The sequence below is a fragment of the Reichenbachiella sp. genome, assembly GCF_039944555.1.
Classification (GTDB): Bacteria; Bacteroidota; Bacteroidia; order Cytophagales; family Cyclobacteriaceae; genus Reichenbachiella.
In genome coordinates, this window is sequence record NZ_JBDUYN010000009.1 from 191,726 (window position 1) to 208,534 (window position 16,809).

Below are 16,809 nucleotides of genomic sequence, written 5' to 3' on the forward strand. Positions count from 1 at the left end.
CAACCGGCCCATTTAGCTTTTTCAGCGCAATGCGTGTGATGCATCAATAGTACAACAACAACAAACAAAATATTTTACCAGTCAGAATAATGAAAAAAATCATACTAAGTTTAATAGGAGCCTCAATACTCTTGAGTTGTTCAAAAGATGAAGAACCAATTTTGGTTTTGGAAGTTACCACAGAGGTCGCAACAGATATCACTCCTGTATCTGCTGAGTTGAGTGGAACCATTACTCAATTGGGAAGTTCACCAATAACAGATCATGGTTTTTTCATTTCTGAGTTTTCAGACTTAGCAAATGCGACTAAGCTGACTTTAGGTCAGAAGTCAGCTATTGGAGGTTTTTCAATTATTGTTGAAGAACTGATTGCGGGAACAACCTATCATTACCAATCCTATGCCAGCGACAGCGAAGCAGAGCATCTTGGAAACGTTATAACCTTCGAGTCAACTACACCACAAATATCCGGAGTAGCACCCGAACAGGGTTCTGCCGGAGAAGAGGTAATTATCTCAGGAGCAGGATTCGTAGAAGGCATGAAAATACGGATTGGTATTGGAGAAGCGGAGATTATAGCATTGGATAATACGTCTGCCAAAGTACTGGTACCAAAAGGCCTGGGTATAGAGCCGGTTAATTTAGTTGTGGTTCTTGGCAGCACAGAATACCCATCTGATGTAGAATTTCTTCCTATCTATAGTAAGTGGGAAAGAGTTACTGATTTCCCCGGAGTAAGTCGTAATAATGCAATAAGTTTTGCGATTGGAAGCGTTGGTTATGTAGGTTTTGGAGCGAACGTCTTAAATGGTGATGTTCAGAGTTTCAACGATTTTTGGAAATACGATCAAAGTAGTGACAGCTGGACGCAATTAAGAGATAAGATAGAACCTGGATTTGGTGCCTCTTTCGCGATTGATGGTGTAGGCTATGCAGGTGTAGGATTTACTTCGAATGAATTTTGGCAATATGATGCACAAGATGATCTCTGGCTAAGAGTAGCCGATTTCCCAGGTACAGACACAGGAGAAGTCTATTGGTTTGTGATAGATGGAAAAGCCTATGTAGGCAGAGGGGAAGTTGGAGAGGAAGATCGTGAATTTTGGATGTATGACCCTCTAAATGATATGTGGATTTTGAAAACTACTTTTCCAGGTAAATGGGCTCAACAAGCTTTCAGCTTGTCAGCAAACGGAAAAGGTTATTTGGGACTTGGGTCCGGAAGGAAAGATATCTGGGAGTATACTTTGGAAACCAATTCCTGGAAACAACTAAGTGACTTTCCTGCAGAGAATCAAACTAATCGATTCCCCACAGCATTTTACATCAATAATGAAATATTTCTGGGTATTACTTATGGTGGAGCAGGTATTGAATGGGACACTAATTTTTGGCGATACAATGAGGTTGATGATTCGTGGGATAAACTATCAAATTTCCCGTTTAGGCCAGCAAGATTCAGCGCTGGTACAGTCATGGTGATTAATGGGAATGGATATATGGGTTTAGGTTTAGATATAGGATTAAACTTCTACAAGTTCACGCCACCAGGTGATTAATTATTTTTATGTACCATGTAAAGATATTCTCATATGTTTGATACTAAAGATGACAAACTGGTGAAGCATTGAATGATGTAAGATTAAGTAAGAAGAATTCCCCTCTACCCTCTCCTTCCCAACAAAACCACAATCTCCGCATGATAGGTTTGTTTGACCTAAAACCGGCTTCTGTTGCACGTCAATGGCGTTTTTGAATGATTATACTTTGTACGCAGACAAAAACATGTTGATTTCCCATTTATTGAAAAGACAGGAAATGGGAAAAATCGAGGCGTACTTTTTGAAACAACTTAAGGGGTGAATTCTATTAAAAAGTATCTAACATCTCTAAGAGCAGTTCTTTTTTGCCTTTTGAAAGCGGAATTTTATGCCCATCCAGGTAAACGTGTGCAGAACCTATACGGGTAATCTTATTTAAGTTGATCAGGTACGAACGATGCACCTGGAGAAAGGCATGATGGGATGCCTTTTCTTCAAAGCTCTTCATAGTTTTTTTGAGTACGCTGACCCGGTTGGCCCAATGTATCTCAATGTAATTTCCATCAGATTTCACATAGTCAATCTCATCGAAAGTGACTTTTAAATAATTGAAATTGTCTTTTATGAAAATTGAATCCGTCAGCTGATGTGGCGATTTCTTTTCAGTTTTCTCAATAGCCTGTGTGGTCTCATTCGCCAGTGATTTTGACAGTGCTTCAAGCATTTGCTGGCTTGATCCATTCAAATAATTCTCCGGGATGGTGATTGATGCTTCAGCGGTGGAATGACTCATTCCATTTGAATTAATAAGAACAAATGGTATGTTTAATTGATCGGCTAGCCGGTTGGCCAACTGTATCCCAGCATCTTCACCACTCAGCAGAATGTTCAGTTTAGCCGCTGCCAGATTATTCGTATCAACGACTTCTTTAGAATCCAGCACATCTTCCTGGTGCTGATCAATGCCAATTTCCTGAAACAATTCATTCAATGAATGGCCATGGTTTTCCCTCTTCCTCATAGAATACTTTTTAGCTGTAATCAAAATTGAGGAAGAACGGAAAAGAACGGGTCTCATTATTTTCCTTAATTGTCCACTTATTAGACAAAAGGTCACCTTATTCGTCATCATAAGTGATAAGTAGCTGATAGCATGATATTTAAATCAGAGATTAAGGAGACTCGCGGTCGGATTTCAACACTTGACTGGGAGGGAAATTGTATTTATCAACGAATACCTTATGAAAATACCGTCTATTGCCAAATCCGGTCATATCGGCGACTTCGGTTACATTGTATGTGCCTGTTTTTAAAAGCTCAAAGGCTCTGCCCAACCGGTAGTTTCTCACGAATCCTGCAATGGATAAATTAGTAAGGGCCTTAATCTTCCGGTACAGCTGACTATGACTCATGGCGACTTCTTTGATCAGCTCATCGATAGCAAGTTCCTCGTTGCTAAGGTGGGCTTCAATGAAGGCATGCAGCTGATCGATGAGTTCCTGATCCATTGTACTAAAGTCTGCCGGCTCCTGGTTCCCATTGTTCGTTTTGCCCGAATATTTACTTTGTAACAGTTGTCTTGTTTCGATTTGATGATTTACTATGAGCATTAATTCATCTACATTAAAAGGCTTGTTGAGGTAAGCATCGGCCCCTTGGGTTAGGCCCTCCACTCGGCTTTTCAGGTTAGACTTAGCCGTCAATAGGATGATAGGCACGTGGCTGGTAAGTGAGTGGTTTTTGAGTGCTTCGGTCAACTCATACCCGTCTTTTTCCGGCATCATCACATCAGAGACGATTAGGTCGGGAACGTGCTTCAACGCCAGAGCTATTCCCTCAGCGCCATCTCTTGCCGTCAATATTTGATACTTTTCACGTAGTACGGATTGTATAAACATCCTTAAGTCATTGTTGTCTTCTACGATGAGCACAATTTGTTTTTCGGATTCCGGATCAATTACTCCGTTTTCGATTTCCGGCAGGTCTTCGATCGCAAAGGTTTGATGCGTAGCATTCCATTCAGAGCGCGCAGGTTCGGATGCATCTGCTGCTTGCGCCTGCACTATGGACATCTCAATAACGAACCGGGTCCCATGCCCCTCTTCACTAGTCACCTGTATAGTACCCCCTTGCAATTCGATAAGCTCTTTTGTAAGCGCCAATCCAATACCGGTACCTTCATATTTTCTGGTAGAGGCACCCTCCACCTGATAAAATCGATCGAAAACATGTGGAAGTTTATCTGCGGCTATGCCTATTCCACTATCCTGAACGCCAAATATAATCTTATTCGCATCTTCGTCTGAAGGACCAATGGTCACTTCGATGGTGCCATTTTCAGGTGTGAATTTCAGGGCATTGGACAACAGGTTATAGATCACCTTATCCAATTTGTCGCGATCGAATAAATAGTCGGAAACAGGCAGTTGAGAATTCAGATTCAGCCGAATATGCTTTTGGTACGCAGCACTCTGAAAATTTTCTACAATGCCTTTGACAAATTCGTTCAAATCCCCTCTGTAAAGGTCCACCGACATTTGTTGGTCCTCCAGCTTGCTCAGGTCCAATAGTTGATTGATCAATTGCAGGAATTTTTGACTGTTTCTCCTGATCAGCTCCACTTGATTTCTGGTAAAGCCTTCGTCCAGCTCGTTTTGTCTCAATATTTGCTCGGAGGGCCCAATGATCAATGTAAGCGGGGTTCGGAATTCATGCGTAATGTTCGAAAAGAACTGAGTTTTCAATCGATCCAGAGCTCTGTACTGTTCGGCTTCTTTTCGTTCAAGGTTAAGCCTGTTTTTGAGTTGTATCTTTCTCCATTGAAAACGGGCAATGAAGAAAACTACCACAAGTGACAGCATCACATACAGCGCAATGGCCCACCAGGTCTTCCACCAGGGAGGCAGAATAGTAAGCTTGATGCTTCGCCCCATCTCATTCCAGTAGCCATCATCATTAGAAGCTTTAACTGAGAAAGTATAGGATCCTGCCGGAATTCTGGTAAAAACAGCTTTTCGGTCCCTATAATCAGTGTAAATCCAATCCTCATTGAAAGGCTCCAATTTATATGCAAACTGATTTTTTTCGGGTTGCTTATAGTTTAGTGCAGCAAATTCAAAAGCAAACATGTCTTGATCATACTTGAGCACAATTTCTTCTTCATGGTCCAATGAGCGTTTCAATACGGTAGTATCACCAACACTAACGGACCGGTTGAACAGAAGAAAATCGGTGAGTATCACAGGAGGCAAATCAGTGTTCTCTTTTAGGCTGTCGGGGTGAAAAATACTCAAGCCATTTACACCTCCGAAATACAAAAAACCAATTTTATCTTTATAATAGGCCTTACCATTAAACTCATCGCTTTGTAAACCGTCCGCCTGGTCGTAAACGACAAATGTTTCCTTTTCAGGATTGAATTTGTTGATTCCTTTATTTGTGCTTAACCACAGGTTGCCATGATCATCAGCCAATGCTCCATAGATGACGGCATTAGATAGTCCGTCTTTTTCATGATAAGTTTTGAAGACATTCGTTTTTGGGTCAAAAAGATGAAGGCCACTATTCGTTCCTACCCAAATTTTTCCATTGTCTCCCTCAGTAATATTTCTGACGTCATTGCCTTCAATAACTTGACTCTCAACATGCTCAAAAATTTCTTTATTTGGATCGAACAGAAACAATCCGGCCGCCGATCCCACCCAAATTCTTTTTTCCGAATCTTGCGCAATGCACGCGGCTGTAGATTGACTAAAAGTAGCCTTGTCGCTTCTTACGGCATATCTTTTAATTTCCTCACTATCAAAATCTATTCGAAACAAGCCTTCTTTTTGAGTTCCTACCCACATTCGATGCTTATGATCTTGCAGGATAGATTCAATCTCGATGCCTTTTAAGGACACTTCGTCATTCCCCTCATAGCGAATAAAACGATCGCCTTCCGGTTGATAGATGTTCAATCCATCTCTCGTTCCAAGCCAAATTCGATCGTCATGATCTTGAGAAATACTTATGACATAATCGGCACTTAAAGAATAGGAGTCACCGGGAATATGTCTGTATCTGCGACTGTTATTGTTTTTCCTATCAATGACTGTCAATCCAGTAAAGGACCCAACCCATATCCGGTCCTGATCATCCAATAAAATACTTCGCACTGCATTGTCTTGTAGAGAAATGATACTACCTGGGCTGCTACGATAGTGTGTCAGATTCCGGGTTCTGGGATCATGAAAATTTAGCCCTTTGTTCGATACACCCACCCATAAGTTACCTGAACGGTCCTCCACTATGCCTCTGGCCGTGTTATTGCTAATCGATTCAGGGTCGTTCTCATGATGTTGGTAACGAACAAACCTTTCATTGGTAGCATCCCATAAGTTCAAACCGCCAATCGCAGTACCAATCCATAGTTTTTCATCGGAGTCCTCATATATGCTCAATATGTGACCGTCGCTGATTGAAGTTGCATCAAACGGACTATGACGAAACCTTCTGAATTCATTTTTGTCGGGTCCAATTGATTCAACCCATTGCGGGTACCCACCCAAATCTGTTCTTTACTATCTTGAAATATTTTCGTGATCTCATCAGAGGTCAATGTAAAATCGTTGGACGGATCGTGACGAAAGGAAACAAAGGTGCTGTTTGCTACATCCATTAGATATAGCCCGTACTTTGTCCCTATCCAGAGACCACCATGGGCATCTTCCCAAAGTGTAGTGATATAATTATTAGCCAGTGATGTTGTCGACGACGGGTTTCGATTATAAGACTCAAAGGTCAAGGTGGTCGGGTCCATGAGGTTAAGGCCATTTTCCGTTCCTACCCAAATTCTATGTCTACTGTCTTCTAATAGGGCCGTTACATGGTTATGGGATAATGTAACGGATTGCTGCGGATCACTCAGAACAACCTCAAACATTTCCTTTTTCCTATCGAATACATTCAACCCACCTGTTGTACCAATCATGAGCCGACCATAGCTATCCTCAATCATGCACTTGATATGACCGTTGCTTATGCTCTTGGGGTTTTCCGGATCACTCCTAAATGTCTTGAAATTGTATCCATTAAAGCGGTTGAGGCCATCTTGTGTGCCCACCCAAATATATCCCTGCTCATCTTCCAATAGACAGTTTGCAGTGACTTGCGACAGCCCATGCTCAAGACCATAATGTTTAAATTTTAGTTCAGGTGCATTTTGCCCAACAACTGGAATAATACCGGCAAAAGTCAGGAGCATTACAAGGCTACTCAGAAGAACTCCTTTACTAAGATGAATTGTGGTCACTGGATATTTTCTCACGCTTTTCCTTAATGTTCAAAAATATATGATCAGTAGCGAAAGACCACCGGATACCATCCAAATTCTGGCAAACCGGAGCTGATTCGCTATGATTTGTCAGCAATCGGAAAATATGAACCATTGATTTTAAGTCGTCACCTCAATTGGCCTGAACTTCACCCCAATAGGTCATTTCATCAATTTTATTATTAAAGTAAATATTAAATCAGTTAATTGATTTCGAATTAAGATTTTGATCACTTTCGTTTTACTCTTTATGCCATGACTTTCGTCATTGATACTCACCAATTGAAGAACATAAAGATCGAAGTAGAATCTTCTTTGATCGATTCTATGAAATACTCTCAACAAGATCTTTCATTGAAAGTGACGTACAAAAGGCTGTCTCGACGAATTGAGGCAGCCTTTTTTCATTGCCCTAGACGAGTATTAAAACGAATTTTCAGTTGGATTCGCCCTACCCTCTCCTTTCCAACAAAACGATATTTTCCACGTGACATGTGTGCGGGGCCAAAAGTCACTCTCTATTAAACGTATAGGCTGTATTTTGAGACTCCCTTACCTTCGCGGACAAAAAACGGACAAAAACGTGTTGATTTCTCAGTATTTTCTTATTCTCAATGAGAAATTGATGGGAAATGCTTCCCATTTGTTGAAAAGATGGGAAATGAATCGGAAATTCCCAGCAATGTTAGCCTTGGCAAAGGTATGTATCCTCATATTATAAATGTCCGAAGACTCATAACCCAATGACCACAGGCAGTTGGTCTCTGCAACCGAGGCCTGCCATCAATTTACTGCTAATCAATAAGTTACCCAAAACGATACTGCCTTTCTGATGCTATAACTACGACACAAGTACAACAAATAAAGGTTTTAAACCTCTAACTATTCTGCGGGTCTTCACGATTTATTACCTACCGGGGGACACCTTACCTCTCAGTAGTGACCCCTCCCAATAATGTTTCAAATCAAACTTTTAGTTGTTGGCTACCAGTACACTGCTGACAAAAAAAAACAAATCTGATCTACCACTACATCACTTCCACAAGCTCTTACTTGCCAGCTCGGCCCCTTCAGCCATAGCCTTTAGCTTGGCGTATACGATATCTTCATCAACAGCTCCAAATCCTGCGAAAGTAGAAAACCCGCAGTCAGTTCCAGCTATAACCCTTTCTCTACCAACTATATGAGCGAACTGCACAATCCTCTGAGCCACTAATCTGGGATGTTCGATAAAGTTTGTTGTAGAATCCAACACGCCTGGCACAAGGATTTTATCTTCAGGGACTTGAGCATCTTTAAAAACTTCCCACTCATGTGCATGTCTGGGGTTTGAGTTTTCAAACAGAAGAGCTTGGGGCTTGGCTTTGAGAGCAATCGGAAGTACTACCTCCATTGGAGCATCGTGATGATGCGGACCTTCATAATTGCCAAAACAGACGTGCATGCGAATCTGTTCTGATGGAATGTTGCGCAGGGAATGATTCATTACTTCTATGTGCTGATTGGCCAATCGCACATAGTTTTCCTCTGGTTCTCCTTTGAACATCATGTGGCGACCTAGCCCTATATCTGGGGAATCCAATTGCAAATTGAAACCTGCCGCGACAATAGCTTCGTATTCTTGCCGCATCGCTTCAGCAAGTGCCTCCAGGTATTCATCCTGAGTATTATAGTGCTTATCTGGCAGAAAAAGGGCTATTACACCTGGAGAAGCCGCATTCATAAAAGAATCTGTGGGATTGTGCTTTTCAATAGCCGACCGAAAGTGTTCAATATCTTTTTCCAGTGGCATGGTGCTCTTAACCTCAATGTCTGAAACGCAGCATGGCCTGGAATACGTAGGTGTACCTCCTCCTTTCACCGCTCTTTGTAAAAAACCGGGAAACTCCTCCAAATCGCTCGGGGGATTCCTTGGGCTATCCCCTTCAAATCCCGTAATCCTATCTTTTATGTAAGTAGCGTAACTGATTTTACTCATCTCTCCGTCACTGACAATGTCTACGCCAGACTCAACCTGCCTTCGAACTACCTCATCGACAGCTTTTTGTACCGTAGAATGAAATTCTTCTTCGTTCACCGGTTTTTGATGCTCCTTAGCAAAAACCAAATCTGTAACAGCTTTTGACCTTGGCAAACTCCCCACATGGGTGGTAAGTATTCTAGCATTGCTTGTCTTCATATTTGCTCATTTAGTTTGGCCAAATTTCTTTGATCAATAAGTCCTGTTTATTTTTTTCATACGACCCAATACATCCAAACCTTGTTCAAACAGGTAATGAAGCATATCGATATACACCCAGTTTTCGGCAAGCTTATCCCCATCCCTTCTATATATATCCACCACTCTCATAGGTGCATGCACTTCACTTTTGGGCAGGCCTAAAAAACCTCCCTTATTTTTGTTGTTCAGGTTTGGCCAGCCAAAAAAACCACAATAGTTCCCTTCTGCTAATCGTGCTATATGGCCATTAAATACTTTGTCTTCCAGATTTTCGCGAAATGGAAATTGATGCTGGTCTTGGTATCTTTCTATGGTATAACTGGCTCCAATCCCTGTCGGGCCATACCAAATCATATCCTCTGCCCATGTCCTTGAAAGTAACTCTGGTGAACAGTGATCGTTACCTGATTTATTCAGCTCATCCAGGTCGGCAATCATTTGGTTCAAGACTTTCATGGTGTCTGCAGCCTCTTCAGGCTCTTGTTCACCAAAAAGCAACCCATCGTGTGTTCTTGGGCCTGGATATAAAAATGAAGCACCTGTCATTGGTGGCAAAGGATATTGCCCAGCTTGATCCATGAGGCTTAAAATATCACAAAAAAGTGCTGTCTCGGCAATTTTACCATCCTGATTGACTCTATGAAATTCGACATATCTCAAAAAGGCCATTTTGCCTGTAGATGGTATTCCCAACCAGTTTTTGTCGAACAATCCAAGAAAGTTACCAGTACTCACAACCCATTGAGTATCCCCATTATCACACTCATTTGCGCCTGCAAAGAAAATATCCTCACGTCGTTGTACAGGAGCGAAAGCATTCCGAAAAGGTCGCCAAAATGTGTCGACCACTGCCTCTGCTCCTATTTGCTCATAAAAAGGGTGCATCCCTCTCCAATAATAGTCGGAAGCAGTATGCTCAGCTAGTACGCTTTCCATTTGATCTTGACTTGCCGTGTCAAATGCGGCTATGTAGTTTCTAACTACTTCTTTAGATTTCTGAAAGTTTTGCATATTCTATTTACAACAATGGCCTTCCGCCATCCACAGGAAAAATGCATCCAGTGGAAAACGTGAAAGATTCTGAAATTGTGACAACTGCTTTGGCAACATCTTCGGGATTGGCAATTCGCGCTAAGGGAGTTTTGTCTTTTTGCTCCTGTATGTACTCCGGAGAAAAAGTCGAAGCGTATTCTCCCATTACCCAACCTGGGGAAAGTGATACAACCCGAATATCAGGAGCCAAAGCTCTACCGAGAGAACGAGTCATAGAATCAACTGCTGCTTTGGAAGCACAGTAGGCCACATTGCTCCCAATTCCTGTTTGTCCTGCTATACTTGATATGTTAACAACTATTGCGTTGCTTCCTTTTTGCAATAGGTCTTTGAATGCCCGAATACAAGCAAAGGCTCCACGAAAATTTACCTGCATGATCTTATCAATCCAATCATCGTCCAAAGCATCCATATCCTCGTGTGGTACCGGCTTGGTGACTCCTGAGTTATTGACCAAAACGTCGAGTCTTCCATATTCTTTTTCTACAAAACCAGCCATATCTGACAACTGCTCCTTTTCGGTATTGGAAGCCTGGCAGATCTGATGGCCGTCTCCTTCCAAACTGGAAAGCGTGGATTGCGCTTTTTCAAGATTTGAGTTGTAGTTCACAACGACCTTAAAGCCTGCAGCAGCAAGGTGACGGCAAATTTCCGAACCTATCCCTCCACTACCGCCTGTTACTAATGCTACTCTGTCTCTAGTCATATTTAAAAAAATTAGTTTTACACCCCTTTACTCCAGGCTTTACAGCGAACAATGCCCCTCCATCATCCTTTCCATCATTAGCTGCCGTCGTAATGTAAAGTGTGTCCAACACTTTGCCTCCAAAGGCGCATGAGGTAGGATTGGCTACGGGCATATCTATTTGCTCTAGTTTATTCCCATTCCGAGTGTCAAAACAACAAACGCTTGCTCCTGAATAAAAGGCTACCCACAAGTTATCATTTTCGTCAATGCACATACCATCGGGCAACAACGTATCGAATGTCAGAAAATCACTCCTATCATAGATATTGCCTGTTTCTATCTCATAGTCAAAGGACATGATGACATTGTTTCTGGTATCTATATAAAACATCTTATCTGCTTTGGATGTCCAGGCCAATCCGTTGGAAACTTTTATTCCAGACAATTTCTTGGTGGTTTTCAGATCTGAATCAAGGCAATACAAGCTACCTACAGCATCTCGAGGCGGGTCAGTACGCATTGTTCCGGCCCAAAGTCTGCCTTTGGGGTCGCATTTGGCATCATTGAATCGGTTGGTGGGTATGTTTGACTCAGGGTCGAATATGGGCTTCATTTGGTGGTTTTTGGGGTCAAAAAAGGCAAATCCGTTTTCCAAAGCCAATATCAACCCTCCTTCCTCACAGGGAATAGCTGCCCCTACCATTTGGCCGACGGAGTACGTTTTATTCTCTTCATTTTCAGGGTCATAGCAGTATACCAATCCACGAGGAATATCTACCCACCAAAGTTGATTGACCCGATGATCCCAAACGGGCCCTTCGCCCAAAATGGAATCATTGACATGCAATACAAGTTCAGGGTTCATGCTATATAAAGTATTGAATTGCCACCAAAAACAGTAAGCTTATTACAAAAAAACCAAGCAAATAATAGCTTGCACTGTCTATTTTGCCCGGAACAATGTACCAACCGTTATCTTTCTCTTGCAAACCCTTTTCTTTAAACATGGCTTTCTGTGCTCTGATAGTATATGGTGACCATTCCTTTTGAAAACCATCCAAAATGATACTGGCAGGAATTGTAACACCAATATTGATTACTGCTCCAATAAGACAATACCATGGCCAGGCTATGCTAGTGGTAACGGCTATGATCCAAACACCGATCATACCGGCTGCTACACCAATGAGCAAGCCTTTTTCAGTAGTATGCTTTGAGTAGAATCCTAGTGCATACATGCTTAGTTTGGCACCTACAAAGTAAGATCCCACTTTACTTAACAATTCCAGAATTGAGCCCTCAGTTAGTGTGTAGCCTATTGCGGGAAGTACGATCAGTACGGCCCAAGCTACAGTAAACCAGCGGGATGTTTTCAGGTAATGTTCTGTAGACTGATTTGGTTTGAAATATTTTTCATAAAAATCCACTGTCGTAATGGTAGACAGGGAGTTGAGTGCCGAATCGAGACTGGACATGCTGGCTGCCACAACTGCTGCGGTGAGTATGCCCATCAAACCTGGCAAACCATAGCTTGCAGCAAATTCAAGGATGATCATGTTTTCATTCTCGAAGGGTTTGCCCTCATAGTAGTGATAAAAAAGTGCACCCAGGAGAATGAAAAAGAAGTAGATGAAAAATGCAGCAAAGCCCATCATCAAAAAGGATTTTTTTGCATCACCTATATTTTTGGCTGCCAGCGTTCGCTGAACCATCATTTGGTTGGCTCCATATACCGTAGTGTGATAAAGGGTCATGGCGATCACGCCGGCCCAAACAGTAGTTGTTTGTGTCCAGTCAAATGACCAGTTTACCGGATTGATTTTTCCAGACGATTTCAATTCAGCCAATGTCTCAGCAAATGAGAGGGACATATCACTTAGCAGGGCGTACATGATCACAACTCCTCCTAGAATCAAGATGGCCGACTGAACAACATCCGTCCATATTACGGCTGTTATCCCTCCTAGGGCCGTATAAACCAAGGCAATTGCCGCAACGATCAGGATGCACTCTATCACTCCAATACCAGTAATGAAACCAATCACCAAAGATGTACCATAAAGTACAGCTGCTGAAGACAAGGCTTGTGTAACCATAAATATGATGGATATGACAGACCTGGAAGTCTTTCCAAAGCGTTTTTCCTGATAGTCATATATGGAGACTACTTTACTGTTGTAAAAAAAGGGCAGGAAGTAGGTAATAACTATGAAAATTACGATTGGATAATTCAAATGTATGGCTATTACAGACAGGCCTTCTTTGTATGCCCAGGCAGGTGCACCTAAAAAGGTCATCGCACTTACATAAGTAGCCACTACTGAGATACCGATGGCCCACCAAGGGGTGGTTTTCCTACCTACATAAAAATCCTCCGCAGAATCTACCTTTTTACTCAGGACATAGCCAAGTAACAAATTGATTGCTATGTATCCGACAAGAATAGTCCAATTTAATACACCAAATTCTACCATACCCAGCTTTTAATATGTTTCCCTACTTCCATTTTCTATGCTTTAACTTATCAAATTCAGGCCAATTCCTCGACACTTCCATATCTTCTCACTCTTAAGTCAGCTTGAGCTTGATGCCCTTTGAAACCTTCAATTTCGCAAAGACGTGAACAATAGCTCCCCACCAGGACACTAGCCTCATCCGTCAAGACACGTTGATAGGTGCAGGTCTTGATAAATTTGCCTACCCAAAGTCCTCCTGTAAACCGGGCTGCCTTTTTTGTAGGCAAAGTATGATTAGTACCAATCGCTTTATCACCGTAAGCTACATTCGTCCTGTTCCCTAGGAACAACGCTCCGTAATTGGTCATGTTTTTAAGAAAATAATCTGGATCTGCAGTATTCACCTGAACATGTTCACTAGCGATGTCGTCTGCTACTGCTACCATTTCCTCAATTGTATCTACCAGGATAATTTCACCATAATCCCTCCACGAAACACTGGCAAGATCAGCTGTAGGCAAAACCGCCAACTGTTTCACTACCTCATCTTCTATTTGGTTGGCCAGTTCCTCACTATTTGTCAACAGCACTGCCGGTGAATTGGGACCATGTTCGGCCTGCCCTAGCAAATCAGTCACGACCATCTCTGCATCGGTAGTCTCATCGGCAATGATCAATGTTTCAGTAGGTCCAGCCAATAAATCAATTCCCACCTGTCCAAATAGCTGTCGCTTCGCCTCTGCCACAAAATGATTACCCGGCCCTACGATCATGTCCACCTGATCCATGCCAATGCATCCATAGGCCATGGCGGCCATGGCCTGGATTCCTCCAAGGATGTATATCTCATCTGCACCTCCAAAATGCATGGCAGCAACAGTTTCTGCTGGTGGCATTCCACTTTTGGGGTCTGGAGGGGTGCAAGCAATAACTTTCTTCACTCCTGCGACCTTGGCCGTCAACACACTCATATGAGCCGATGCCACCATGGGGTATCTACCTCCCGGCACATAGCAACCTGCACAATTGACAGGAATATTTTTATGACCAAGCACCACTCCTGGAATAGTTTCTATTTCTACATCCTGCAAGGTCGATCTCTGAATTTGGGCAAACCTCCTTACTTGTGCTTGTGCCCACTTAATATCCTCAACTGTTTTTTCAGGAATCTGCGCAATAATACGCTGTATTTCCTGATCGCTTAGCCGAAATGACTCGGGGTTCCAATTGTCAAATTTCTGTGATAATTTTCTAATCTCATCATCACCATTTTTTTGAACATCGCTTAATATCCCTTCAACTATTTGTCTGGTTTTAGCTTGGTTTTCAGCCGACTCCTCAGCTTGCATTCCTTGTTTTATGTACTTGATTGACATGTTTACTAATTTTAAAATCGTTCGTTTTATTTTTTTTTTGGATCGTCTATCTGAATAGACTCTTCCTACTAATTCAGATTACCATATTTATTAAAAAAGCTAATATCACGGTCAAAGGCCAGCATCCTGTTTTCATCTATTAATAAATGATTGCCTGATTGATAAGTATAAAATTCAAAGCGTTTCTTGTGGGCAAATAACCTGGCGACCAAACTTTCTGACCACATATATGGCACTGATTGATCTCCGGTCGCATGATGAATGATCACCGGTACATTTAACTCTCGAATAAAATTTATTGGGTCTCCCTGCTCTACTGAATATTCATAGCTCAAACCATTGAGATTATCTTGAAGAGTGGCCATGTACTCGTCAATCTTCTCCGTATTTATCACCTTTCCTTCTTCTTCATATTTACCGTAATACAAAACCTGCTGCCATGTACTTGCGGCTACCGGAGACCATAGACTTGCGGCACTTATCTTATTTGTTGTCAACAACAGCCTTAGCCCTACATCTCCTCCCATGGAGTGTCCCATGTAATACACACGATCAAGATTGACGTTTTCCAGCGACGGTAGGGCTGCTACCAAATGAAGCAAGTCAATGGTATAGAAGTTGTGCGCCAGAAACCCCATTTGAGTAAACTCAAAGCCGTCTGACACATTGTGCCCTCGATAATCTGGCGTAAGAACTACAAAGCCCCGTCGTGCGTACGATTCAGGAATCCCTCTGTAATAATCACCTGGCCTCCAGCTTTTTCCTGAAGCCTTACTAATTCCATATTTTTTTGGCTCCGGATGAAACCCATGTCCGAAAATAATTAGAGGATAGCCTCCTTCAGGTTTTTCTGTTTTAGGTTTGCTTAGTAAGGCATAAATTCTCAGGCTGTCAGAGTAAAATGACAACAATTCGGCATTAAAACCTTCCCCGGACACTAGCTCCTTTTCAAACTTTAAAGAAGTCGTAAAATCTCTTTTTCTGAGTGCTTCAATTGAAATAGGGGCAAGTTCTTCATGGCCTAAAACGGTTGCTTTCTTTTGCTGACAAGATGAAACCAAACTAACAAAAATCACCCCAGCCATAAGCAGGCGAGCTAATTTGTAATTTTTATATTTTACCTTCTTCCTGTTCATTAATCTACAGTTGGTCGTTTTGGGTAATCACCCCCCACTACGAGATAGGCAAACCCTCCACCTTTGGGATTGACGCTCCGGACCGATCCTGAGGGAAAAGACACGATGTCGCCATCCTTGAGTATCTCATTGATTTCTTCTCCATCATGTTCGCAGGTTACTTCGAATTCCCCTCGATGTACCAGCATTACTTCCGTCTCTTCTCGGCTATATTTCCCTGTTGACCCTGCTCCAGCTGACTGAATGCCGTACACATTGAATTGATCCCCATTGCTATCTCCTGGCTTAACCTGAAAATTATGGTCTACACTGTCCTGAGGGCCGATAATATCATAATAGGTGAGTTTCTCTGGTGTCTCATTTGGAAAACCCTTGTAGGATGATGGTACATATGTACCTTGCTTGCCTACATATGCGCTCATTTGATCAGGAGAGTATTGGTCAAAGCCATCCAATTGACTTTCAGTCAACGGCGGCATAGGTTTTAGGCCTTCTGGGATTTTTTCACCGATTGTGGTATCCACCAGTTTCCCATTTTCAAGTAACACCAGCCCATGGCCTTTGGCTTCATCAATCACTCTAGGCAACCAAACGACACCGCCACCTGCATCATCATGCCCAAGAATTGAAAAGATCATTCCGTATTCGTCACCTATATTTTCAAAGCCCCTGAACATATTAGTGGGCAGTGAGATGATATCGCCAGGCTCCAGGATAGCCTCCGACTGGCAGTCGTTGTTCCAATAAAACTTCCATCTACCGCTATACACCATAAATACCTCGGCTGTAAAGTGTGAATGTGGAGAGTTTTTTATTCTCGGGGGCTGACCTGCAGCGCCAATGCAATACCCATGGTTGAGCGACAGGTTTACCTTTTGATGGGTGCTCTCTGACACACCACCACCAATAATGCTAAAATTATCTTTGAGGTCGCTGCCTGGAGTTTTGGCATCAATAAATGCTGCTTTGCAGGGCATTAAATCTTTATAGCGTATGAGTCTTTCTTGAAGCATAATTTGTTAAT

The 16,809-nt window shown here is 42.3% G+C and carries 12 protein-coding genes; 1 reads left to right on the forward strand and 11 read right to left on the reverse strand.

From position 1 onward, the window contains the following. Positions 1–89 precede the first annotated feature (89 nt). Positions 90–1,559, forward strand: a complete 1,470-nt coding sequence (locus tag ABJD64_RS17090; RefSeq protein WP_348181800.1) for an IPT/TIG domain-containing protein — start codon at positions 90–92, stop codon at positions 1,557–1,559. A 310-nt stretch (positions 1,560–1,869) separates the two neighbouring features. On the opposite strand, the gene ABJD64_RS17095 is transcribed toward ABJD64_RS17090, so the two are convergent. The 11 genes from ABJD64_RS17095 to ABJD64_RS17145 form a co-directional block, all read right to left on the reverse strand. Then, positions 1,870–2,562 carry a LytTR family DNA-binding domain-containing protein gene (locus tag ABJD64_RS17095; RefSeq protein ID WP_348181801.1) on the reverse strand — a complete coding sequence of 231 codons (693 nt, stop codon included), beginning with the start codon at positions 2,560–2,562 and terminating at the stop codon, positions 1,870–1,872. Between the two features lie 151 nt (positions 2,563–2,713). Beyond that, positions 2,714–5,983, reverse strand: coding sequence for a two-component regulator propeller domain-containing protein (locus tag ABJD64_RS17100; RefSeq protein WP_348181802.1), 3,270 nt, complete (start codon positions 5,981–5,983; stop codon positions 2,714–2,716). Then, on the reverse strand, positions 5,980–6,849 hold the full coding sequence (locus ABJD64_RS17105) for a two-component regulator propeller domain-containing protein (RefSeq protein WP_348181803.1): 870 nt from the start codon (positions 6,847–6,849) through the stop codon (positions 5,980–5,982). Before ABJD64_RS17105 ends, ABJD64_RS17100 begins: the two co-directional genes overlap by 4 nt. A gap of 1,039 nt (positions 6,850–7,888) precedes the next feature. Next, entirely contained in the window at positions 7,889–9,034 is a 1,146-nt protein-coding gene (locus ABJD64_RS17110) for a cobalamin-independent methionine synthase II family protein (protein ID WP_348181804.1), read from the reverse strand. A 33-nt stretch (positions 9,035–9,067) separates the two neighbouring features. Then, the gene (locus tag ABJD64_RS17115) at positions 9,068–10,087 is read right to left on the reverse strand and encodes an ester cyclase (RefSeq protein ID WP_348181805.1); all 1,020 of its coding nucleotides are present in this window, start codon (positions 10,085–10,087) and stop codon (positions 9,068–9,070) included. 7 nt (positions 10,088–10,094) lie between these two features. Beyond that, entirely contained in the window at positions 10,095–10,835 is a 741-nt protein-coding gene (locus ABJD64_RS17120; protein ID WP_348181806.1) for an SDR family NAD(P)-dependent oxidoreductase, read from the reverse strand. Next, positions 10,828–11,682 carry an SMP-30/gluconolactonase/LRE family protein gene (locus tag ABJD64_RS17125; RefSeq protein ID WP_348181807.1) on the reverse strand — a complete coding sequence of 285 codons (855 nt, stop codon included), beginning with the start codon at positions 11,680–11,682 and terminating at the stop codon, positions 10,828–10,830. Before ABJD64_RS17125 ends, ABJD64_RS17120 begins: the two co-directional genes overlap by 8 nt. 1 nt (position 11,683) lies before the next feature. Beyond that, positions 11,684–13,291 carry a sodium/solute symporter gene (locus ABJD64_RS17130; RefSeq protein ID WP_348181808.1) on the reverse strand — a complete coding sequence of 536 codons (1,608 nt, stop codon included), beginning with the start codon at positions 13,289–13,291 and terminating at the stop codon, positions 11,684–11,686. Between the two features lie 56 nt (positions 13,292–13,347). Then, entirely contained in the window at positions 13,348–14,649 is a 1,302-nt protein-coding gene (gene hisD / locus ABJD64_RS17135) for a histidinol dehydrogenase (RefSeq protein WP_348181809.1), read from the reverse strand. A 68-nt stretch (positions 14,650–14,717) separates the two neighbouring features. After that, on the reverse strand, positions 14,718–15,785 hold the full coding sequence (locus tag ABJD64_RS17140) for an alpha/beta fold hydrolase (protein ID WP_348181810.1): 1,068 nt from the start codon (positions 15,783–15,785) through the stop codon (positions 14,718–14,720). Next, a complete protein-coding gene (locus ABJD64_RS17145; protein WP_348181811.1) occupies positions 15,785–16,798 on the reverse strand; it encodes a cupin domain-containing protein in 1,014 nt (337 codons plus the stop codon). Before ABJD64_RS17145 ends, ABJD64_RS17140 begins: the two co-directional genes overlap by 1 nt. Positions 16,799–16,809: the final 11 nt, after the last annotated feature.